The 21,090-nt window shown below is 69.4% G+C and carries 18 protein-coding genes and 1 other RNA gene; 12 read left to right on the top strand and 7 right to left on the bottom strand.

From position 1 onward, the window contains the following. Positions 1-123 precede the first annotated feature (123 nt). Complete coding sequence (locus tag FRANCCI3_RS04030) at positions 124-1,557, top strand: THUMP-like domain-containing protein (RefSeq protein ID WP_011435255.1); 1,434 nt, start codon at positions 124-126, stop codon at positions 1,555-1,557. A gap of 66 nt (positions 1,558-1,623) precedes the next feature. Beyond that, complete coding sequence (locus FRANCCI3_RS04035) at positions 1,624-2,532, top strand: NAD(P)-dependent oxidoreductase (RefSeq protein ID WP_011435256.1); 909 nt, start codon at positions 1,624-1,626, stop codon at positions 2,530-2,532. Here the strand turns inward: FRANCCI3_RS04035 and FRANCCI3_RS04040 are convergent, their stop codons facing one another. Further along, positions 2,533-3,252 (bottom strand): YoaK family protein, encoded by a 720-nt coding sequence (locus tag FRANCCI3_RS04040; protein WP_011435257.1) that lies wholly within the window; start codon positions 3,250-3,252, stop codon positions 2,533-2,535. Between the two features lie 95 nt (positions 3,253-3,347). Next, complete coding sequence (locus FRANCCI3_RS04045; RefSeq protein ID WP_023839931.1) at positions 3,348-3,821, bottom strand: VOC family protein; 474 nt, start codon at positions 3,819-3,821, stop codon at positions 3,348-3,350. 311 nt (positions 3,822-4,132) lie between these two features. On the opposite strand from FRANCCI3_RS04045, the gene ssrA reads away from it, so the two are divergent. From ssrA to FRANCCI3_RS04060, 4 genes are all read left to right on the top strand, one after another. Beyond that, positions 4,133-4,506: a transfer-messenger RNA gene (gene ssrA, locus FRANCCI3_RS24060) on the top strand. A gap of 203 nt (positions 4,507-4,709) precedes the next feature. After that, a complete protein-coding gene (locus FRANCCI3_RS04050; RefSeq protein ID WP_235186836.1) occupies positions 4,710-5,684 on the top strand; it encodes a DUF4037 domain-containing protein in 975 nt (324 codons plus the stop codon). Between the two features lie 99 nt (positions 5,685-5,783). Further along, positions 5,784-6,293: a helix-turn-helix transcriptional regulator gene (locus FRANCCI3_RS04055; RefSeq protein WP_011435260.1), complete on the top strand. Its 510-nt coding sequence runs from the start codon at positions 5,784-5,786 to the stop codon at positions 6,291-6,293. Further along, positions 6,290-6,919, top strand: a complete 630-nt coding sequence (locus FRANCCI3_RS04060) for a nucleotidyl transferase AbiEii/AbiGii toxin family protein (RefSeq protein ID WP_011435261.1) — start codon at positions 6,290-6,292, stop codon at positions 6,917-6,919. The genes FRANCCI3_RS04055 and FRANCCI3_RS04060 overlap by 4 nt, the downstream gene beginning before the upstream one ends. Here FRANCCI3_RS04060 and FRANCCI3_RS23145 read toward each other — a convergent pair. Together FRANCCI3_RS23145 and FRANCCI3_RS25905 are read right to left on the bottom strand one after the other, a co-directional pair. Beyond that, entirely contained in the window at positions 6,898-8,331 is a 1,434-nt protein-coding gene (locus tag FRANCCI3_RS23145; protein WP_011435262.1) for an antirestriction protein ArdA, read from the bottom strand. The two genes, FRANCCI3_RS04060 and FRANCCI3_RS23145, sit on opposite strands and share 22 nt — an antisense overlap. An 83-nt stretch (positions 8,332-8,414) precedes the next feature. Then, positions 8,415-8,594, bottom strand: coding sequence for a helix-turn-helix domain-containing protein (locus FRANCCI3_RS25905; protein ID WP_035732570.1), 180 nt, complete (start codon positions 8,592-8,594; stop codon positions 8,415-8,417). 639 nt (positions 8,595-9,233) lie between these two features. On the opposite strand from FRANCCI3_RS25905, the gene FRANCCI3_RS04075 reads away from it, so the two are divergent. Genes FRANCCI3_RS04075 through FRANCCI3_RS04085 form a run of 3 tightly spaced genes read left to right on the top strand, consistent with a single transcriptional unit; the run spans position 9,234 to position 12,666 of the window. Then, positions 9,234-9,758 carry a PadR family transcriptional regulator gene (locus tag FRANCCI3_RS04075; protein WP_023841185.1) on the top strand — a complete coding sequence of 175 codons (525 nt, stop codon included), beginning with the start codon at positions 9,234-9,236 and terminating at the stop codon, positions 9,756-9,758. Further along, positions 9,755-10,441: an ABC transporter ATP-binding protein gene (locus FRANCCI3_RS04080; protein ID WP_011435265.1), complete on the top strand. Its 687-nt coding sequence runs from the start codon at positions 9,755-9,757 to the stop codon at positions 10,439-10,441. The genes FRANCCI3_RS04075 and FRANCCI3_RS04080 overlap by 4 nt, the downstream gene beginning before the upstream one ends. Further along, positions 10,438-12,666: an FtsX-like permease family protein gene (locus FRANCCI3_RS04085; RefSeq protein WP_011435266.1), complete on the top strand. Its 2,229-nt coding sequence runs from the start codon at positions 10,438-10,440 to the stop codon at positions 12,664-12,666. Before FRANCCI3_RS04080 ends, FRANCCI3_RS04085 begins: the two co-directional genes overlap by 4 nt. Before the next feature lie 449 nt (positions 12,667-13,115). Here FRANCCI3_RS04085 and FRANCCI3_RS04090 read toward each other — a convergent pair whose 3' ends face one another. Both FRANCCI3_RS04090 and FRANCCI3_RS04095 read right to left on the bottom strand, forming a co-directional pair. Next, positions 13,116-14,213, bottom strand: coding sequence for an NAD-dependent epimerase/dehydratase family protein (locus FRANCCI3_RS04090; protein ID WP_011435267.1), 1,098 nt, complete (start codon positions 14,211-14,213; stop codon positions 13,116-13,118). 131 nt (positions 14,214-14,344) lie between these two features. After that, positions 14,345-14,578 carry a hypothetical protein gene (locus tag FRANCCI3_RS04095; RefSeq protein WP_035958017.1) on the bottom strand — a complete coding sequence of 78 codons (234 nt, stop codon included), beginning with the start codon at positions 14,576-14,578 and terminating at the stop codon, positions 14,345-14,347. Positions 14,579-14,976: 398 nt separating this feature from the next. Between FRANCCI3_RS04095 and FRANCCI3_RS04100 the strand changes: the two genes are divergently transcribed. After that, on the top strand, positions 14,977-15,579 hold the full coding sequence (locus FRANCCI3_RS04100) for an NUDIX domain-containing protein (RefSeq protein ID WP_236701418.1): 603 nt from the start codon (positions 14,977-14,979) through the stop codon (positions 15,577-15,579). A 281-nt stretch (positions 15,580-15,860) separates the two neighbouring features. Here the strand turns inward: FRANCCI3_RS04100 and FRANCCI3_RS04105 are convergent, their stop codons facing one another. After that, positions 15,861-18,137 (bottom strand): MMPL family transporter, encoded by a 2,277-nt coding sequence (locus FRANCCI3_RS04105; protein WP_011435269.1) that lies wholly within the window; start codon positions 18,135-18,137, stop codon positions 15,861-15,863. Between the two features lie 158 nt (positions 18,138-18,295). Between FRANCCI3_RS04105 and FRANCCI3_RS23150 the strand changes: the two genes are divergently transcribed. Together FRANCCI3_RS23150 and FRANCCI3_RS04115 are read left to right on the top strand one after the other, a co-directional pair. Then, the gene (locus FRANCCI3_RS23150) at positions 18,296-19,294 is read left to right on the top strand and encodes a TetR/AcrR family transcriptional regulator (protein WP_011435270.1); all 999 of its coding nucleotides are present in this window, start codon (positions 18,296-18,298) and stop codon (positions 19,292-19,294) included. A gap of 994 nt (positions 19,295-20,288) precedes the next feature. Continuing rightward, positions 20,289-21,068: an SDR family NAD(P)-dependent oxidoreductase gene (locus FRANCCI3_RS04115; protein WP_085014068.1), complete on the top strand. Its 780-nt coding sequence runs from the start codon at positions 20,289-20,291 to the stop codon at positions 21,066-21,068. Positions 21,069-21,090: the final 22 nt, after the last annotated feature.

Genomic DNA, 21,090 nt, shown 5'->3' on the forward strand with positions numbered 1-21,090 from the left:
GCCGTCCATGACACCGTCCGTGGTGCCGCCGATGTTCCTGTCGACGTTTCTGTCGATGTTCCCGTCGTCGTTATTTCGTCGTCGTGCCGCGGATTCGCCGGTTCCGGCAGCATCCGGGTCGCCGTGACCGCCTCCGACGGCGACCGGCTGGCGCAGTTCGAGGCCCTGCTGAGCGCCCAGGGTAAGGCGGTGCTGGCGGCGGCGGTCGCGGCATTTGCCGAGGATGAGCGTGCCGGTGGAGGCGCGGCCCGGGAACTGGCTGTCGGTGCCCGCCTGCGCGCCGAGGGCGTGTCCCCCGCGCTCCTCGCCGCCGCGTTCACTCAGGCGGAGCTGAGGCGGCGCGCGATGGTCAAGTTTGCTCGGGCCGATCGGATGTTCTTCACCCGAGCCGGGTTGGAACAAGCGTCCTCGCAGGCGGCGGCCGAGCATCGGGCCGCGCGGTTCGCCGGTCTGTGCCGGCTCGCCGACCTGTGCACGGGGATCGGCGGGGACGCGTTGGCCCTCGCGCGGGGCCGGGAGATCATGCTCGTCGACCGGGATCCGGTTCATCTGCGGATGGCCGCGCTCAACGTCGCCGTCCACGCGGTCGAGGGCACGACGGTGCTGCCCACGACGGTGCTGCCCACGACCGCGCCGCCCACGGGATCGACCGTGCCGACGGGATGCCTCGAGACGCGCCTGTCCGACGTGCGGGAGGTGGACCTCTCCGGATGCGACGCCGTGTTCGTCGATCCGGCCCGGCGTGCCGGCGACCGTCGGTTGGTGTCGCGGGCGAGCGAGCCGCCGCTGGCCTGGTGCTTCGGGCTTGCCGACAAGGTTGCGGCCGTCGCGGTGAAGGCCGCGCCAGGGCTGGCGACGGAGCTGGTTCCCCCCGGCTGGGAGATCGAGTTCGTGGCCGACGGACGGGATCTCAAGGAGGCCGTACTGTTTTCACCGGCCCTCGCGACCGCCCCGCGTCGCGCCACTGTGCTGCCCGGGCCGGGCGGCTCGGCGTCCCTGCGGGCCAGGGGAGCGCCGGTGAGCCTCACCGGGACCCCGGATCCAGTCGTCCCGGCGGATACAGGTCGGGCGGGTCGGGTGGGTCGGGTGGGTCGGGTCGGCGAGCTAGCCGGTCGGGTAGCGGCTCCGGGCCGGTTCCTCCACGATCCGAGCCCGGCGGTCACTCGGGCGGGCCTGATCGGCGAGCTCGGGCGGCGCCTCGGAGCCTGGCAGATTGATCCGATGATCGCCTTCCTGACCTCCGACGAGGCAGTGACGACCCCCTTCGCCCGCCTGCTGTGCATCGAGGCCGAGCTGCCCTTCGACGTGCGCCGGATCGCGGACCTGTTGCGGTCTCGTGAGATCGGGTCGCTGGACGTCCGGCGACGCGGTCTCGCCGGCGACGTCGAGGAGATCCGTCGCCGGTTGCTACCCCGCCGTCGTGATCTGATTCCCGGTGGACCGGCCGTCACCGTGGTGATGACGAGGCTGCGTGGAGCTCCCTGGGCCTTCGTCTGCACCCCGGTATCGGATGTCGGGGGTATCGGATGTCGGGGCGGTGGCGACCGACTCTCATGACCGACCGACTCTCATGACCGACCGATCCCGGTGGACGCCATCGGGGGCGAAACAGGAGTGACGTTCATGCGTGTTGCCTTCGTCGGACTGGGCACGATGGGATTTCCCATGGCCGGTCACCTGGTTCGGGCCGGGTTCTCCACCACCGCGTTCAATCGCACGGCCGCGACCGCGGCACGCTGGGCCGAGGAACATTCCGGCCGGATCGCGCCGTCGCCCGCCGCCGCGGCGACCGAGGTCGACGTCGTCTGCCTCTGCGTCGGTGCCGATGACGACGTCCGCGAGGTCGTCCTCGGTGCCGACGGGGTGCTGGGAGCGCTTCGGCCCGGTGCGATCATCGTCGATCACACGACGACCTCCGCGGAACTCGCGGAGGAGATCGCGGCGCGCACCGCCGAGGTCGGCGTCGGTTTCGTCGATGCCCCGGTCTCCGGCGGGGAGGCGGGTGCCATGGCCGGCCGGCTGAGCATCATGTGCGGTGGGGATCCTGAGACGATCGAGCGGGCCAGGCCGGTGCTCGCCGCCTACGGCGCGACCATCACGAGGATCGGGCCGGTCGGTAGCGGACAACTCACCAAGATGGTCAATCAGATTCTGGTGGCGGGAGCCGTCGAAGGGGCGGCCGAGGCCATCAACTTTGCTATTGCCGCCGGTCTGGACACCGATCTGGTGCTTTCCGCCGTGGCCGGCGGCGCCGCCAACTCGTGGTACCTGGCGAATCGTGGTCAGACCATGGTGCGCGACGAGTTCGATTTCGGGTTTGCGGTCGACTGGATGCGCAAGGATCTGCGGATCTGCCTTGCCGAGGCGGGCCGGCGTGGTATCCCGCTGCCGATGATCGAGCTGGCTGAGCGGGATCTCGCAGCTGCCCAGGCGGACGGCGAGGGCGGTCTCGACACGACGGTCGTCATCCGGCAGCGGCGCCGTGCGACCAGGCCGGGCGGCGCGGGTGGCGAAGTCTCTCCGGCTTCCTGATCATGGCGCCGCAACGGTGCCGGTCACGGTGGCGATCAGGCAGCCGGCGACGGTACCGGTCGCCAGGACGAGCGGGACGATCCGGCCGAGATGGAGCAGGCACAGGCCCCCGATCAGGGCTCCGGCGAACATGGCGACGGGGCCGGCGAACCGCCGCGTCCGCCGCGCCCCACCGCGGCCCGTTCCTCCGCCGAGCCGGGAGTCGATGATGATCCCGGTCAACGTGCTGGTCAGCACATTCGTCGGGATGTCCGGAACGGCCATCCGCCGAGCCGTCGCGTGCTGCAGGCCCATCGCGAGGGCCAGCGGGAGGATGACGGCATAGGGCCGGGCCCCGGGGATCTCGGGGATCTCGGGTTCCGTACCGAGTCCCTGGGTGACCAGCGTGGCGATCAGCGCGCCGGCCATCAGCCCGGTCTGCGCGGCCATCGCGATGATCAACCACGAGAAGCGGCGACCGCCGATTATGGTCACCGTGCCGATCCGTCCGGCGATGACGGCTCCGGCCAGGAAGCCAGCCAGGGCCAGCGCCGACAGGTCGGCGGACAGGCCCGGGGCCCCGGCCAGCGCAAAGGCCAGCAGGACGACGTTTCCGGTCATGTTGGCCACGAACACCCGGCCGAGTCCGAGAAAACTGACCGCGTCGACGAGACCGCTGAGGATCGCCAACGCCACCAGCAGAGTCGGCAGCCGCCGACGCTGGTCGGGGGACGGTCGCATGGGCACAGTTTCACCGAGCGACGGCCCGTGCGGCGGAAGGCGGGAACTCCCGGCGCCTCTGATTTCGGCGGCTCTGATCTGATCTTCTGATCTGATCAGAGCCGCAACGGACGGACCGGAGCCGCGGCGAGCGCGGGAGTGCTCCGCCAGTCGACCCCGGGAACGTCGATGTAGAGCTCGATCTCGTTGCCATCCGGGTCGAGGATGTACAAGCTGTGGGTGACCGTGTGATCCGACGCGCCGACGACGGTCACATCCGCGTCGTGCAGACGGGCGAGCACCGCGCGCAGCTCGTCGTCGCTGTCGCCAACCTTCAGCCCGAAGTGGTACAATCCCACCCGCCGGCCCTGGGGTATGGCCGCCGCGTCCTCGCCGACCTCGATGAGGAGCAGCTCGTGGTGGGTGCGTCCGGAGGAGAACGCGGCGGCGGGGGCCCGCAGTGGGTTGCCGTCCGCGCCCGCCGGGTCGGGAAAGATCTGCCGCCAGCCGAGTACGTCCCGGTAGAAGGCGCTGGAACGCTCGATGTCCCGGACGTAGAGGACGAGATGTCCCAGTTCCTTGATCTCCACGGTGATCTCCCGAGGCGCTGGTCGTCTGGTAGCCGTTATCCATACAACAACTCCGTACAACGACGTTGCCCGCGACGGCATGCCCACGGGGCCGGGCCGCTGTGACGCGCGGCCGCCACGCCCGCCACAGCCGCCACATCGGAAACCCGTTGGTACGCGGGGTGCCCGACGTGGGAACATGGAGCCGGCGTCCGAGCGTTGGACGCAGTGACGCGCGCGATGGGTCGGGTTGGCAGGAGCGTCTGTTGGCTGGTGCCGGCGTCTGCGTCTGCGTCTGCGGTACACTGAAACGTCGTAACTGATCAGAACTTGGGGGTGACCGGCTTCGACTCCGGACGTCGAGGCAGGGGAAGCGGGCCGAGGATGAGCGGTTATCTCGTTAACGATCCGTTCAGAACAACAGCTGCCAACAAGACGCAGCCCACTACCCCCACTTACGCGCTCGCCGCTTAAGAGGGACTAGGTAGTCGTCAGCCTGGGAGAGCCTCCGGCCCAGAATCTGACGTCGCTAGGAGGATCACCGGCTGACCTGGTCGCGGGGTCGGTCGGGACATCAAACAGCGACTGAGCCTATGTCGGCTTGCCTGCGTGTCCGACGAGGCTGAGAAACAAGTAGCAGGATGCGCCCGGAGAAGCCCTGTGTCGGGGCCGGAGGACGCGGGTTCGATTCCCGCCACCTCCACAAGCCGGCCCGTCGTGGTTGCCGACCTTTGGTCAGCCTCCCGGCGGGCCGCGATGTTTTCCGGGAGGGACCCCCGGACCCCCGTGCGACCGGCATGGATCTGGTGGGCGGCTGTTCGGTGGTGTCCGGGTGGGCCAAGGCCGGGGCCTCCTGGGGCGAGCCTCCGGGAACCCCGCGGGCGCGATCTGTTGGCGGTTCGGCCGCTGGTGCCGGGTGTGCCTCATGCCGCGGCGTTGCTCGGTGAGGGTTCCGAGGTGCTCGGTTTCGATGACGAGGTCTCCCCGGACCACGATTTCGGCCCTCGTGTGCAGTTGTTCGTCCCGCCGGGCTTTGACACCGAGCCGGTCAACGTCACGCTGGAGAGGCTGCCGGCTCGGTTCGAGGGTTTCCCGGTCATCTATCCGGACAGCGACCGACATGACGGCCGGCCGCACCACCAGGTGGAGGTGACGACCACGCGAGCGTTCTTCGTCGATCGACTCGGTGTCGACCCCGCCGACGGGATGGGTCTGGCGGACTGGCTGTTGGCGCCGACGCAGATCCTGGCGAGTCTCACGGGCGGCGTGGTTCTGCATGACCCGCTCGCTCTTCTTACCGCGCGGCGCCGGGCGCTGGCCTGGTATCCCGATGATGTCTGGCGCTATGTCCTGGCGGCCGGCTGGCTGCGGGTCAGCCAGGAGGAGCCGTTCGTCGGCCGCGCCGGCGGCCGGGACGACGATCTTGGCTCGCGCGTGCTTGCGGCCCGGGTGGCCCGTGACCTTGCCCGGATCGGGTTTCTGCTCGAATGCCGGTGGGCCCCGTACAACAAGTGGCTGATGACCGCGTTCGCGCAGCTGGCCCTCGGCGGCCAGGTCGGTCGGTACCTTCACCGTGCGCTGCGCGCGATGCGGTGGCGGGAGCGTGAGGCGGCGCTGTGTGCCGCGGCCAGTCACCTCGCCGACGTCACGAACCGGCTGGGTCTGGCTGAGCCTGTCGACCCTGCGCCGCGCCGCTTTCACACCCGGGACATCCAGATACTCGGCGCTGACCGCCTCACCCGTGCGTTGACCGATGCGATCAGCGATCCGCAGCTGCGAGCCCTCCTCACCGGTTTCGGACATCGACCTGACGGCCTACTCGGCCATCTCCCGGGCGCGTCGGGCCGCCTGGCGGCGTGGCTTATGACGGTCCACGCCGAATGAGCCGGCGGACGGACCGAAAGACGGGTAGCGTATCTCATCGGATACGTTTGGTGTCGTGATGGAGAGGACCGTAGCGGAGGGGGTCGCAGTGGAGGGGGCATGGCGGATTCGCTGACAGGCCGACTGATCGAATCCGCGCGGCTGGAGGCGGGCCTGTCCGGGGCTGAGCTCGCGCGGCGGGCGGGCACGTCACGGCCGACGTTGGCGGCCTATGAGCACGGGGTGAAGTCACCGACGTTGGAGACCGCGACGCGTCTGCTGGCGGCGGCGGGCTTCCGGCTCGACGCGGTGCCGGTGCCCTCGTTCGAGGTCGTGGTGGACGGGCGGGGGCGACCGTTCACCGTGCCGGATCGGCTGCCTCGGCTCCCGATACGGCAGGCGTTGGCACGGGTGCGCCTGCCTGTCCATCTGAACTGGTCCAACCCCGACCGGACCTACGACCTCGCCGACCGCCGACAGCGCCACAGGCTGTACGAGATCGTCCTGCGAGAGGGGACGGCGGATGACATCCTCGCCTACGTCGACGGGGCACTGCTCGCCGACGCCTGGCCGGAGCTCGTCCTTCCCGCCCCGATCCGGCGCGCCTGGGAACGGGTTGCCTTCAGATGATCACATCGTTGCAGCGGGCGGTTGCGCGGATCTTCTTCGGGCTGCCCGAGAGCGCGGGCTTCGCGGTCGCGGGCGGCGCCGCGCTCATCGTGCGTGATCTCGTCGACCGCGAAACCCGCGACGTCGATCTGTTCACCGCCCTCCCGCCCACGGCATCGATCCCCGACACGGCGGCGGCGTTCGAACGCGCAGCGGCTTCGCAGGGCTGGGCCGTTCGGCGGGTCCAGCTCACGGACAGCTTCGCCAGACTTGTCGTCGAGACAGATGGTGAGGTATTGATCGTGGATCTTGGCGTCGACAGCCCGCCGGACGAACCACCCACCCTCACCGAACTCGGCCCGACACTCAGCGCCCACGACCTGGCGGCCCGCAAGACCCTCGCTCTGTTCGGCCGAGCCGAGGCGCGTGATTTCACCGACGTGTACGACCTGGTGAACGTCTTCGCCAAGGAGGAGCTCGTCCACCTCGCCCAGGCCCAGGATGGCGGCTTCGACCTGCGGGTGTTCGCCGACATGATCGGAACCATCGGCCGGTTCACCGACGACGACCTGGGGCTGCCCGGCCCGGCCGCCGACCGGCTACGCCACTTCTTCTCCGCCTGGCGTCAGGAAATCACCGGCGGCTGAGTGACGACCGGTCCCCATCCGGATTCCAGCTCGACCGTGCCCATGATCGCGGTCACCAGACGGACCGCGGTGTCCGGACCCACCAGAGCCACGGAACACATGTTCGGCTCGGTGGATGATGTTGTCGGTCGGAGACTCACTGGGCATCGTCCCTGGTCAGGAGCCGCTTGGCGACTGGGCGGACAGTGATTTCGGGACCCTGCACCAAGATTGAACGGTGGCGGGGTCAAACGGTCGTAGCGACGGCCCTCGCCCAGCGTGGACGTGACCTCCTCATCGAAGCCCTCGTAGTCGTGGATGGCCCATTCCTCGGCCGCCTCGCCGTGCCGCCGGGCTGGTGAGGTCGCCAGGATGCGGGCAACGGCGCCCTCCAGGTCTTCGACATCATGGTCGGCGGCGATCCAGCGGCCGTGTAGCTCGCCGTTGGTGTAGTCGGCGAGGCTGGCCACGTAGACGCGGGGTCCGTCACCATGGGCGTCGTCCCCGTCAGCTTGCTCAGCCAGGGGCACGATCTCGCCGTCCCGCCAGAGGCCTGGTTGCGCCGGCTGGTAGCCGCCGTCTCCGACGACGGGGCACAGCGGTCCGCCGTCCTGGTGCGTCCAGGTGGACTCGTCAAGTCCGACCGAGTGTTCGATGATCTGCTCTTCGCACTCCGGGCAGGCGTAGCCGACCCGTTCGCACCGGTCGTCCTGCTCGTGTCGTTCGAGCTGGACAAGAGCGTCTTCGTAGCGTCGGTACTCCCGGAGGATGGCCTGCCACCGCTGGTCGAGGGCTTCACCGTCCTCCGTCTCCCAGACGTACCGAAAGCCCTGCTCGTCCTGGGAGATGATCGTGCCGCCGCCGGTGCCGTGGTCGACGATCAGGCCGAACCAGCCCAGCTCCTCGGCGCGGCCGATCTCCTCGTCCGGCGGTTCGCCGAACAGTTCGTTCAGTCGGTCTGGATGCAGGAAATGATCTTTCCTGGACGTCTCGTCGGCTTCGGCCAGTTCGGGGGCGACGGCGATCCCGCCGAGCATCCGCGTGCGCTCCCGCGTGGCCTCGATGCGGTCAAGGAGAGCGGCGTGCTCGGCCCAGCCGCTCACCGGACCCTTGTCGGGCCTGGCCTGGCAGTAGGTTCGCAGCGCTTCGACCCACGAGGCGACTTCCGGCGTCTGGGATTCGAGGTCTTCGTACAGCTCGTGGTAGACGGTGTCCTCGATAATGTTGCCGGTGCTGGCCAGGCTGTAGAGGGCGCTGACCTGACCACCGTGCAGCTGTCCGGCGATGTAGCGCGCGGTGCGGTCGTCGATGGGCCGCTCCTCCTGGGCGGCGGCCTCGATGCCTCGGTTGATCAGGCGCTCGTCGTGCGACTGCTCGGCGGGTGGGACGTCTCCCTGGTTGATGATCCTTTCGTGTGATGGTGCGTGTTCCATGGGTGTGGTTCCTGTTTAGTTGACCTTGCTGGTGCAGCAGAAAGCCCGGCCGCCACGAGGGCAGCCGGGCTTCCGCGGCCGGGTCAGGTTGCTGTTGGTGAGGTGCCGCCTCGTCGTACGCCCCGCTCGCGCAGCAGGACCTTCACGGAGGTCGGGCCGATCGAGAACTTCTCCGCGAGCGCTTGGGCGGTCGTGCCCGCCCGGTAGAGATCGATCAGGGACTCGATGTCAGCGGGGGACAGCCGCTCTGTGACCTTGCGCACGGTGGGACGACGCCCGCGGCCGGTGTTGCCCGGCAAGCCGGGCTGAGGGCCTTCGTCGACCTCGTCCAGGACGGTGCAGAGGGTCCGAAGATCGCGGAGGTACCCACAAGAGGGGTTGGAGTATCTCCGGAGGAGGTCCACAAGCTGGCCCGTCGTGGTTGCCGACCTTTGGTCGGCTTCCCGGCGGGCCGCGATGTTTTCCGGGGGGCGACCCCCCGAGCCCCCCGTCCGGCCGGCGTGGAGCTGGCCCGGGGTGGTCAGGTGGTGTAGCCGGGGCGTGGGTCTCCTGGGTGAGCCTCCGGGACCTTGCGGGCGCGATCCGGTGGCAGGGCGGTGGGATCATGGCGTCATCGGCGGTGGTGGCACGGTCTGGGAACTCCATCTGTCCGCGGCGCGCTACGTCCGGAGATCACCAAAGATTGCGATGACGTAGCGGAGCCGACTACGGAGCTGCTGACCCGCTACTGGCGGCTACGCGGCTGCCTGCCGGGCGACGATGGGAACCTGACCCCGGTCACACCGGCGACTTCATCCCGTCCTGCACCTCTGTAGCGATGCCGGTGTCCGCTTCGCCGCAGGCCACCGCCGCATCCTCGCGAGGTATACACTTGAAGTATATTCCTAGCGTACAGTGCCCTCGTGAGTGTTCCTTTGACCCTGCTGGGGCTGTTGGAGCGGGAGCCGAGTCACGGCTATGACCTCAAGCGCGTCTACGACGAGTTCTTCGGCCGAGGCAAGCCACTGCCGTTCGGGCAGGTGTACGCCACGCTCGGCCGGTTGGCGCGCGACGGCAAGGTCATGGTCGGCGAGGCGGAGCCCGGCGACGGGCCCGACCGCAAGCGCTACGTCATCACCGAGGCAGGGGCGACGGAGTTCGAGAGCTGGCTGACCGAGCCGGTGGCGCCCGAACCCTCCCTGCGGACGGTGCTGTTCACCAAGGTCGTGCTGGCGCTGATGCTCGGCCGCGACGCCCAGCAGTACCTCGACGCGCAGCGCGCTGCCCACCTGCGGCGGATGCGCGAGCTGACCGAGCTACGGCGTACCGGCCCGCTCGTCGACGCGTTGCTCGCCGACTACGGACTGTTCCATCTGGAAGCCGATCTGCGCTGGATCGACCTGACCACGGCTCGGCTGGGCGCGATCGCCGAGGTGGTGCGCTCATGACCGTCCTGATCGAGGCCCGCGATCTCGCGCTCACTTTCGGTGAGACCCCTGCCCTGCGTGGCGCCAGCCTGACCGTCGATGCCGGCGAGGTGCTCGCCATCATGGGCCCGAGCGGTTCCGGCAAGTCCACCTTGCTGCACTGTCTGGCCGGCATCCTCACCCCCGACTCGGGGGAGGTGCACTTCAACGGCCGACGAATCGACACCATGAACGAGGCCCGGCGCAGCGAACTGCGCCGGCGTACCTTCGGCTTCGTCTTCCAGTTTGGTCAGCTCGTCCCCGAGCTGACCGCCGAGGAGAACGTCGCTCTGCCATTGCTGTTCGGCGGCACCAGCCGGGCAGGAGCACTCGCCCAGGCCCGGCCCTGGTTCGCCCGGCTCGGCCTGGACGGCATGCAGCGGCGCCGTTCCGGCGAACTGTCGGGAGGCCAGGCGCAGCGCATCGCGCTCGCCCGTGGCCTGGTCGCCCGGCCCCAGGTGCTCTTCGCCGACGAGCCGACCGGCGCACTCGACTCGCTCACCGGCGAACAGGTGATGGAACTGTTGGTGGGTACGGCCCGCGAGCAGGGCACGACCGTCATCCTGGTCACCCACGAGCCCCGGGTCGCCGCCTACGCCGACCGGGAGGCCGTCGTCCGGGACGGCAGGGCCAGCACATTCGCGGCCGAACGGATCGCCCCGTGATCCCCTTCGCGTTCCGCCTCGCCGTCAGTGGCGGCCGCCACGCCCTCGCCCGGCTTGTGATGATCATCGCTGCCGTCGCCATCGGCGTGGGGCTGCTGCTGTCCACGCTCGCCAGCCTGGGCGCCGTCGACCGGTCGAACGCCCGGCAACTCTGGTACAACACCGGCGCTGCCAGCCGGACCGAGACGGCCTCGGTGGACCCTCTGTGGTGGCGGGCCCACCGCGACTTCTACGACGGCAGGTCGCTCATCGAGGTGGACGTCGCAGCCACCGGACCGACCTCACCCGTCCCGCCGGGTCTGCGCAGGCTTCCGGCCCCCGGCGAGTACTACGCCTCGCCGGCGCTTGCCACGCTGCTGCGCGAGACCCCGGCGGCCCAGCTGGGCGACCGCATCCCGGGCCGGATGGTCGGCAGGATCGGTAACGCCGCGCTTGCCTCTCCGGACTCGCTGGTGGCGGTCATCGGCCGCGCCCCGGCCGAGGTCAAGGCCGCGCCCGGGGCACGAGCGGTCACCACCATCGCCGGCACGCTGCCGCCCGCCTGCGACGATGCATGTCTCGGCGAGGGCGTGCGCGGTGACGCCATGACCCTCATCCTCTCGGTGGTGGCCGCCGCGCTGATCTTCCCGGTTCTGATCTTCGTCGGGACTGCGACCCGCCTGTCCGCCGCGACGCGGGAGCAGCGGTACGCCGCGATGCGACTTGTCGGCGCCACTCCCGGGCAGATCTCGTTGATCGCAGCGGTCGAGTCCGCACTGGCAGCCGCCGCTGGCACAGCCGCCGGCTTCGGCCTCTACCTCGCGCTGCGCCCGGTACTCGCCACCGTGCCGTTCACCGGCAGCCGCTTCTTCGCCGAGGATCTGACTCTCACCGCGTCCCAGACTCTGGGGGTCGCCCTGGGTGTCCCGGTGGCAGCGGCGATCGCGGCTCGTATCGCGCTGCGCCGGGTCATCATCTCCCCGCTGGGCGTGACCCGCCGGGTGACCCCACGTCCGCCCCGGGCCTGGCGGCCGGTCCCGTTGCTGGCCGGTCTCGGGGAACTTGCCTTCTTCGTCGATCGCCGCCCGGCGACCACCAACGGTCAGACAGCGGCCTACCTCGGCGGCTTCCTGCTGGTGATGCTGGGCCTGGTGGTCGGGGGGCCGTGGCTCACCATGGCCGCCGCCCGGGTAGTCGCACGGCGTACCAGCCGTCCGGCGACTCTGATCGCGGCGCGCCGGCTCGCGGACGACCCGAAGGCTGGTTTCCGTTCGGTCAGCGGACTGGTCCTGGCCCTGTTCGTCACCACGGCGACGGTCAGTGTCATCGGAACCATCAACCACAACCGCGGGGTGCTCAGCGGTGATCCGCAGACCCGGGTCGCGGTAGTGGACGGTGCGCAGCCCGGTGACCCGCCGATGACAGGCGCCGTGCCGGACCGGCTCCTCGCGGACATCCGGGCAGTCCCGGGCTTCCGGGGCCTCGGCATCGTCCACGCCAACCCCCACAGGATCGGAATGGACCCGGCGGATCCCCGGCCATGGGCGCCCGGCCTGGTGGTCTGCACCGACCTGGTGCAAATCCCGGTCATCGGCCGCTGCCCACCCGGGGTGGGCGTCGCGGCCGTCCCGCTCTTCACGTTCCTCGACGTCCAGTCGAACAACGTCAAGCAGTGGCCCTCCGCCGCGATCTCCCGGGAGCAGGCCGCCACGCTGCCCGTACAGATGCTCTACGTGACCACCGACGGGTCGACGGCGGCCATGGAGCAGACCCGGACCCTGCTGACCAGGACCTACCCGAACTACATGGCCCGGACGGTCAACGACTGGGGCTCCCACCAGCAACAGGAGTTGGCCAGCTGGCGCCAGCTGGCCAACGTGGTGCTGCTGACCACCCTGCCGATCGCGGGCGCCAGCCTCGCCGTCAGCATCGTCGCGGGCCTGTCCGAACGCAGGCGCCCCTTCGCGATCCTGCGGCTCACCGGCGCGCCCCTACGGCTGTTGCAACGAGTCATCGGCCTGGAAAGCGCGCTGCCGCTGCTGGCAGGAGCCGCCCTCGCGATCGGGACAGGCTTCGCGGCGGCGGCCATGTTCCTGAAATCCCAGATGAAATACGATCTGATCTTGCCAGGCGAGGCGTACTACACGCTCGTCGTCCTCGGTCTGGCCGCGGCGCTGGGAATCATCACCTCGACCCTTCCACTGCTCAGGCGGATCACAGGCTCGGAGACCGCGCGTAACAGCTGATGCTTCCCGCCACGCCCCCATCGCGACGGAGCCCAACTGTGGCCTGCCCTGTCTGTCGTCCGGATTCGGTGGATGAGCGACGCCTGGACCGTTCCCGCTTCGGTGGACACCCGGATTAGCTGTCCGATCCGTCGGGAGAGCGAGCGATGGGCGCGACACGCCGCAGATTCACCGAGGAGTACAAGGAGCACGCGGTCGTTGTACTCGGCCGGGTTGTGGACACCGTCCACATCCCCCAGCAGACGCCCGACGACCACCCGGTTCACCTCCGGGAACGCCTCCCAAGACGGCACGCTCGCCGGTGCTTCCTGGCTCTGGGGGGCACGGCAGCCTCTGCGGACACCACATACCTCCTTCGCCCACCTCGGCCCGGGCCTCACACAGTCGCCGCACGACCGTGACCACCGCCAACAGGCCGTCAACCCCTACGACAGGGGTAGCGCCCCGCGTCAGGCCCGCTGCCCCATGCCGGTGCGGACCTCTTCCCACCGGCTCCGCGCGGTGCTTGGCGTGAGCGGGGGTGTGGGCAGGCCCGCGCCCTCGCGCAGGCCGGTGAGGAAGCTGCCGATCGCGGCGCGGGCGTCGTGGCGGGGCGACCAGCCGAGCTCCGTCCGGGCCCGGGTGGTGTCCATGATCGGTAGATGCAGGACGGCGTCGAAGAGCTGCGGGGAGGCGGGCACCAGATGCAGGTGCCAGGCGGTAGCCAGAGCGCCCCGGGCCAGGCCGGCCGGCATCCGGATGATTCTCGCATTGAGGATGTCGGCGAGCAGGGGTACGTCGACCACCGGGTCGGCCGCGATGTTGAAGGCGCCGCGGGCCCCGGTCAGGGCCGCCAACCGGTAGGCGTCCGCGACGTCGGAGGAGTGCACCACCTGGAAGCGTAGCCCCGGCAGATCCGGCAGCACGGGGACCGTCGCGGGGTGCGTGGGCGCCGCTGCCGGCCGTACCACCCGGCCGGGTAGCAACGGCCCGGCGAGCAGGCGCCGTTGCTGGCTGGCGGCCTCCCGCTTGAAGATGAACCCGGGCCGCAGCCGTACCACCCGGATGCCCGGATAGTCACGTTCGAAGGTGTCGAGGACCCGCTCCAGATACGCCTTCTCCCGGGTGTAGGCGGCCTCGGGCCAGCCGTGGGTCGGCCATCCCTCGTCAACGATGCCTTCCCGGGCGGCGGGCGAGTAGGCGCCGACCGACGAGGCATGCACCAGCGCGGGCACGCCGGCTCGGGCAACGGCCTCGAACACGCGGATGGATCCCAGGACGTTGGTCCGCCATGTGGTCAAGGGGTTGTGGGTGGGTTGGAACAACCAGGCCAGGTGGATCACGACGTCGGCGCCCTGGAACAGCGGGGCGAGGTCGTCCGTGACGACATCGGCCTGTGCCCACCGGGTCTTCGGCGCCGTCCATGTCGGGGTGCGGCGGGACACCCCGACCAGGGAGCCGACCTCGGCCGACCGGCCGAGGGCTGCCAGCACGCTCGTGCCGACATTCCCCGTGGCTCCCACCACGACGATCTTCAGGTTGCTCGGGGTCGGCGTCACCTGATCCACCTCATCCACCTCCTGCGGTCGGCCGGGAATCCCCCGTCGGGGGAAGCGGTCTCCCTTCGGAGGAACGGATACCCGCCGACGGGCGTCCAGATGCAGCCCTCAGCTCTCGATGAGTTGCGGTGCGCCGTCCGTCACTCCGAGGCGGCCGCGAGGGAGGCGGCCGCGAGGGAGGCGGCCGCGAGGGAGGCGGCCGCGAGGGAGGCGGCCGGTCTTGCCGCGAGGTCGTCCATCACCGTGGGGGAGACCCATTCGGCGGCCGGCCGGCGCAGGTGGGTGAAGACGGCTGGTCCGCGCTCCGCCTCGGCCCGTTCTCCCGGTCCGTTCCGCGTTGACCGGTCATCTCTGTCACCGACCGCTATCGACACAATTCTTTCTGTCGTATCGTCGTCCGGTCCGCGTTGCGGATATGGATCGGCGGGGTAACCGCACCCGCCCTCCTTGCCGGTTCGTCTTTATTATTTTTACCTTAGTTCCGCGAAACGCTGGCGGGTCGCGTCCCTTCGTGGTCGCCTATCGTTAGTGGTCCACCGCGTCGCCCACCACTCGGCGGCAGGAACATCAATTCCGTTCGTCAGTACTATGTGAAGTGTGTGATAATATGAAGAAGGATCTTGACTTTTCCCTAGTCGACCGGGCTCTGTCGGACCCGGCCGGCGTACCCGGTGACGGTCTGATGCTGCGGTCGGCGATGTCCTCGAAGCCGCCGGCCACCCCACGGCAGCGTCCTGACCACGGCACCGAGGCGAGCTTGAACCGACCTCCGATGGCGCGACCCTACGCTGCGGCGGGTGTCCTGTTCTTCGATGAAGAAGACCGCATACTGCTCGTTGAACCGTCGTACAAGCCGGGCTGGGACATTCCGGGAGGCTTTGTCGAACCGGGGGAATCGCCCTACTCGGCGTGCGTACGGGAGGTCGCCGAGGAGCTCGGTATCGCCCCACCGATCGGTGGTCTGCTCGCGATCGACTGGGCGCCATGTCTTAACGACGGGTGGCTCGACAGCGAGATGCTGGCCTTCGTCTTCGACGGCGGTGTGCTGCCTGCCTCATGGCGGGAGCGCATCCGGCTGGACATGGACGAGATCATCAACTGCGCGTTCGTCTCCGTGGACGAGGTGGGCGGGTTGCTGCCGTCCCCGCACGCGCGACGGGTCCGTGCCGCCGCGGCCCTGCGGGGGGTGCCGCAGCGTAGCGGATATCTGGAGTTCGGTAATCAGATTCCCGAGTCCGTCGGTGGTTCGGTGAGCGTCGCGTCGCTCGGTGAACCGGATGCTCGGGGCGCGGGCGCGGCTCAGGTGCTCGCGGGGCCACCCGCATGTGGTGCGGTGATGATGTCCAGCTTGGCGAACGAGGTGATGGAGGCATGACCGCCGGCGTCTCGGTGAGGATCCGGCGCACCGCCGGTTTGGCGTGACGGTTGCGCACCCACGCCCCCAACCGGGCCCGGGCACAGGGGAACAACGTGCCCAGTACCGTCGCGGTCGCGCTCGTGGTTCCTTCGATGGCGACGAACGTGTCCTCGGCCGGCTCACCATCCTGGCCGATCCCGGCAGGCCAAGCGCCGCGGGGCGCCCGCCGGCCAGGCGGACGCCCCGCGGGCTGTCACTGTTCGGGTGGTCCCGCAGTGTTTCGGGTGGTCCCGTGAAGATCAGCGCATGGGCTCGCCGGTGCGTGAGCTCCGCTCCTCGCGGGCTGCCTGCCCGGGAAGCGGGCGGACCGGCCCCCCGGCCGCGGGACGGCCCGCGACGGCGTCCTCGGGCAGCGGGGTGTGCCGGATCTCCTCCAGATCCTCGGCGGACTCGACGGAGATCCGCGGCAGGACCCGGTCGAGCCAGGCCGGCACCCACCAGTTCGCCGTGCCGAAGATGTGCATCAGCGAGGGCACCAGCACGGTCCGGATGATGAAGGCGTCGATGAGGATCGCCGTCGAGAGCCCGAGGCCCATCAGCTTGATCACTCGTTCGTCACCGAGGATGAACGAGGCGAAGACCAGGATCATGATCGCGCCAGCCGCGGAGATGACCCGGCCGGTCTCGGCCTGGCCGAGCGAGACGGCGATCCGGTTGTCCCGGCGCGCGGTCCACTCCTCGTGCATCCGGCTGACCAGGAACACCTCGTAGTCCATGGACAGGCCGAACAGGATCGCGAAGAGGATCACCGGGATGAACGCCTCGACCGGGCCGCCGCTGATGCTGAACAGCGATGCGCCCCAGCCCCACTGGAACACCGCGACGACCACGCCGAAGGCCGCCCCGACCGCGAGCAGGTTCATCAGCGAGGCGGTCAACGGGACCAGCAGGCTGCGGAACACCGCTACCAGCAGCAGGAAGGCGAGGAGAACCACGATCCCGATGAACAGCGGCAGCTTGCCCGACAGCGTGCTGGAGAAGTCCTCGAAGGTGGCCGTGATGCCGCCGACGTAGATGCCGGTGCCGGCCTGGTTCGCCTGCGGGATCACGTGGTCGCGCAGCTGGTTGAGCAGCTTCGAGGTCGCCTCGGCCTGCGGGCTCGTCGTCGGGTACAGGGTGGCGATCGCCGCCTGCCCGTTTGGGCTCGGCCGCGGGGCCGAGACGGAGGCGACGCCTGGTGTCGCGCGGGCCGCCGCCACCACAGCGCGGAGGCTTGCCGTGTCCTGCGGCGAATGGATCTCGGCGACGATGCTGAACGGACCGTTGAACCCCGGTCCGAAGCCCTCGGCCAGCAGGTCGTAGCCGCGCTTGGTGGTCTTGGCGGTGTCGCCGTTGCCGAGGTCGGACGAGCCGAGCCGCAGCGAGAGGAACGGGATCGCGATGACGGCGATGACCACCGCGCTGACCACCGCGAACAACTGGGGCCGCCCCTCCAGCCGCTTCGCCCAGTGCCACCAGAAGCCCGAGGTGCTTTCGTGCACCGGGCCCTCCTCAGCCAGCCTGCGCCGGTCGCGCCGGTTGAGCACCTTCATGCCGTAGAAGCCGAGCAGGGCCGGCAGCAGGGTGACGGCCGCGGTCATCGTCATCGCCACGGCTACCGCCGCCGAGATCGCCACGCCGTAGAGGAAGCTCACGCCGAGCGCGAACATGCCGAGCAGCGCGATGCAGACGGTCATGCCGGCGAAGAGCACGGCGCGCCCGGAGGTGTTGACCGCGGTGACCGTGGCCTCCTCCGGGCTCTTGCCTGCGCGTAGGCCGATGCGGTGCCGGTTGACGATGAACAGGGCGTAGTCGATGCCGACGCCCAGTCCGATCAAGGTCGCGAGGACCGGGCTGAACTCGGCGATCGTGAGGACGTGGGAGAGCAGGATGATCAGGATGCTGCCGACCCCGAGGGCCATGATGGCGGTGATCAGGGGCAGAGTGACGGCCAGCAACGAGCCGAAGGCGACGAAGAGGATGATCGCCGCGGCGATGATGCCGATCAGCTCGCTGTAGCTTTGCTGCTGCTGCTCGATGATCGAGACGATCTGACCGGTCGCCTCCACCTGCAGGTCGTCGCCGCCGTAGCCTCGAGCGGTGTCGACGAACCGCTGGATGTCGTCCTTGGGCAGCTCGATGCCCTGCAGGTCGAAGTCGACGGTCGCGAAGGCCGTGTGCCCGTCCTTGCTGATCTGGGCGGCGCCCCGCGGCCCGTATGGGCTCGTGATCCCGGTGACGTGCGGGACCTTGGCGAGCTCGCCGAGCATCTCGCTGGCCCGATCGGAGATGGCACGGTTGGTGATACGAGTCTTGTCACTGTGCAGCACGATGGTGGCGCTGTCTCCCGACGCCGCCGGGAAGTCGCGTTGCAGGAGGTCGATGGCCTTCTGCGAATCGGTGCCGGGCAGGGAGAAGGCGTCCTTGTAACTACTTCCGGCCACCTGGCTGATGCCGCCGAGCCCGAGCAGCGCGACGATCCACAGGAACAGGACGAGCCGACGGTGCCGGAAGCACCAGCGGGCGAGCGAGGCCACGGTTTCCCCTCGGGCGTTGGTGATCGGTGGTGTCGCTACCTGCGACGTCATGCTGACGATTTGCTGCTGATTGCTACCGAGAAACTTACCGGTCGTTCAGTAGGTAGAGTTGAGGGTAACATCCGTCGCGGACTCGATCGGGGGGGTGTATGGCCGCCATGACCGAGCCGACATCGCCCGATCCGGCATCGCTCGATCCACGGGGCGATACCAGATCGCGGATCCTCGCCGCCGCCATGAGCCTCTTCAGCGAACAGGGGTATGCCGGCACCTCGGTGCGGGACATCTCCGAGCGGCTGGGAGTGACGAAGGCGGCGCTCTATTACCACTTTCCGTCGAAGGAGTCGATCCTCGACGCTCTGCTGGAGCCCTTCGTGTCCGAGTTGGGTCGACTTGTCGATCTCGTTCGGCAGTCCCCGCCGCCGCCCCCCCGGATCATCATCGAGCGATTCGTCGAGGCGCTGGCGGGCCCCGGTGGCGTGCTGCTCGTCTTCGCCGACGACCCTTCGGTGATTCACCGTAAGATCGGCAAGAGCGACATACTGTCCCTGCAGCAGGCCCTCGTGCACGGGCTCGCGGGGCCGGCTCCCACCCATCTCGGGTTGCTGCGCGCGTACTGCGCGGTCGGATCCCTGCGGGGGGGGATCATCGGGATGGCGATCGAACGTGCCCAGGCCGCCGCCAGGCAGTCCACCAGCGCCGACGAGGAGCGCCGCAGCGGCGCGGGCGAGGCGGTCACCTGCTCCGAGCGCATCCGGGTCCTTGTCTCGCAGGTATCGAGGACATTCACCCCGCTGGTCTCCGCCGCGGAGCAGGGGGAGATCGTGGCTGCCGCCCTCGCCGCTCTCGGTGACGATCCCGCCGACTCCGTCTCCGTCTCCGCCGCTGGTTCCGGCGGCTGCGGCGCGGTGGGTGATGAGGGGCATGAAAGTGACAGGTCTCCCTCCGGTGCTGACCTGACCGGGTCACGGGATGCTCCGGTCGCCGACGCGGGTCCGGTCGCCGACGCGGGTCCGGTCGCCGACGCGGGTCCGGTCGCCGACGCGGGTCCGGTCGAGACATCCTGCCCGGCGCACGAAGAACGTCCCGCGTGCCGGGAGGCCGCGGCGCCTCACCGGTCTCCCGCGCCGGACCTGGCCTCCGTCCGGCTCCACTGACGACTGTATGCGCCGGACCGTGAGCGATCCGGTGCATCACCCCTTCGTATCCACCCACCTTCGCGGTTCATGTGCCTCATCTCACTCTTCAGACGTTCGTAGATGGTGGTCCGTCTATTTGGTCGTGGCAAATGCCGCTTTCGCTCTTGTTTGTCTGGGGCGGTAGGGTGGTCGCGTGTGGAGGATGGATCAGCGTTTGGATGATGAGCCTTCCGCCTGTCCGGCGCACGCCGCGGACGGGTCGACACATCTGCCGCCGGAGGTAGGTCTCGGCGGCTTTGCCTCCGTCGCGGCCGGTGATCCTGTGGTGACCGGATCGGACTGACGGGAGGGTGTTGGCGTCGGAGCAGGCCGACCATGACCCTGACGCCGTGTACCGGCATCGAGTCGGCAAGGTGTCGTCGGCGCGTCCTTCCTCCGGAGGCAATGCGGTTGTAAATAGTCCGCAATACCCAGTCGTCGATGTGGAGCCAGTTCGAAGTCCCCGGAAGAAGGTCTCCGAGAGCAGATTCCGAATCGATCGGACCGCTGTCATATCGGGCGACGCCGGACGGTCGGGATGAGGGAGTGTGATAGGGAGTCCGGAGTCGCGCTAGGCCCCCGCCGTCCGATGTCGCCCATCTGACCATGGACGATCCGGCGACGGGACGGTGGAATGGTGGCAGTCGTGAGCCCGGTGGCGCGGAGTTACCAACGCGCCGCGGATCCGGAGCCCGGCGTTGATGAGATGAGCAGTGGCTGTTCGGATCGGTGCCGCCCGCCAGGGTGGCCGACGCAACGATCCGGCCGGCGAGTTCGTGCCAGCGGACCACACCGAATCACCTTCGGTCGGACCACCTCGCAACGCGGGGCGACGAGTAGGGAAAGTTGTAGGTGACGTGCAACCAGTGCCCGCGGGGGAGAACGGCGTGAGGGGAATGACCGGAAGCGGTGTGTCGTGAGCACCCGGTCTCGCCCCGCTTTCGGTAACGGAGTGTCTACATCTCTCACCGGGCTGGCCCTACGGGCCGGCTCGGTCGTCTCGACCTGGCCGCCCCGGACCGCCGTCATCACGGGAGCATCCAGCGGTATCGGCCGGGAGGCCGCGCTGCTGCTGGCCGCGGACCGATGCCGGTCGCTGCTGGTCGGTCGCAACGGGGCCGCGCTTGACGAGGTGGCCGCGGCGACCGAGGGGCACCGGATCGCGGTCGACCTGTCTAGTCCCGGCTCGGAACTGATGGTCTCCTCCCGGGCGACCGAGCTTCTCGGCGAGGTCGACCTGCTGGTGTGCTCGGCAGGCCTCGGGGCGGCGGGCCCGTTCGAGGTAATGTCCCCGGCCGCGATCGCGGAGCTGGTCACGGTCAACGTGCTGTCGCCGATGATGCTGGTCCGGGCCATGTTGCCGGCCATGCTCGACCGCGGCCAGGGGCGCATCCTGCTGGTGGGCAGCATCGCCGGCGCGCTGGGAGTGCGCGGTGAGGTCGCCTATTCCGCAACCAAGGCCGCTCTGCTCGGTTTCGCCGACGCGTTGCGGTCCGAGGTTGCCGGTCGCGGTGTGACGGTGACCCTGTGTCTACCTGGTGTCGTCGACACACCATTTTTCCACCGCCGTGGCGCGCCCTACGTCCGTCGCTGGCCCCGGCCCATACCGGCCGGGCTTGTCGCGCAGCGCATGCTGGCGGCCACCGGACGCGGCGACGCTGAGATCTGGGTGCCACGCTGGTTACTCGGCGCGGTGCGGGTCCACGGTGCGATCCCGTCGGTCTACCGCAGGCTGGCGGGTGTCTTCGGATGATCCGCGGCGTGGTCTACCCGGC

Source organism: Frankia casuarinae, assembly GCF_000013345.1.
GTDB lineage: Bacteria > Actinomycetota > Actinomycetes > Frankiales > Frankiaceae > Frankia > Frankia casuarinae.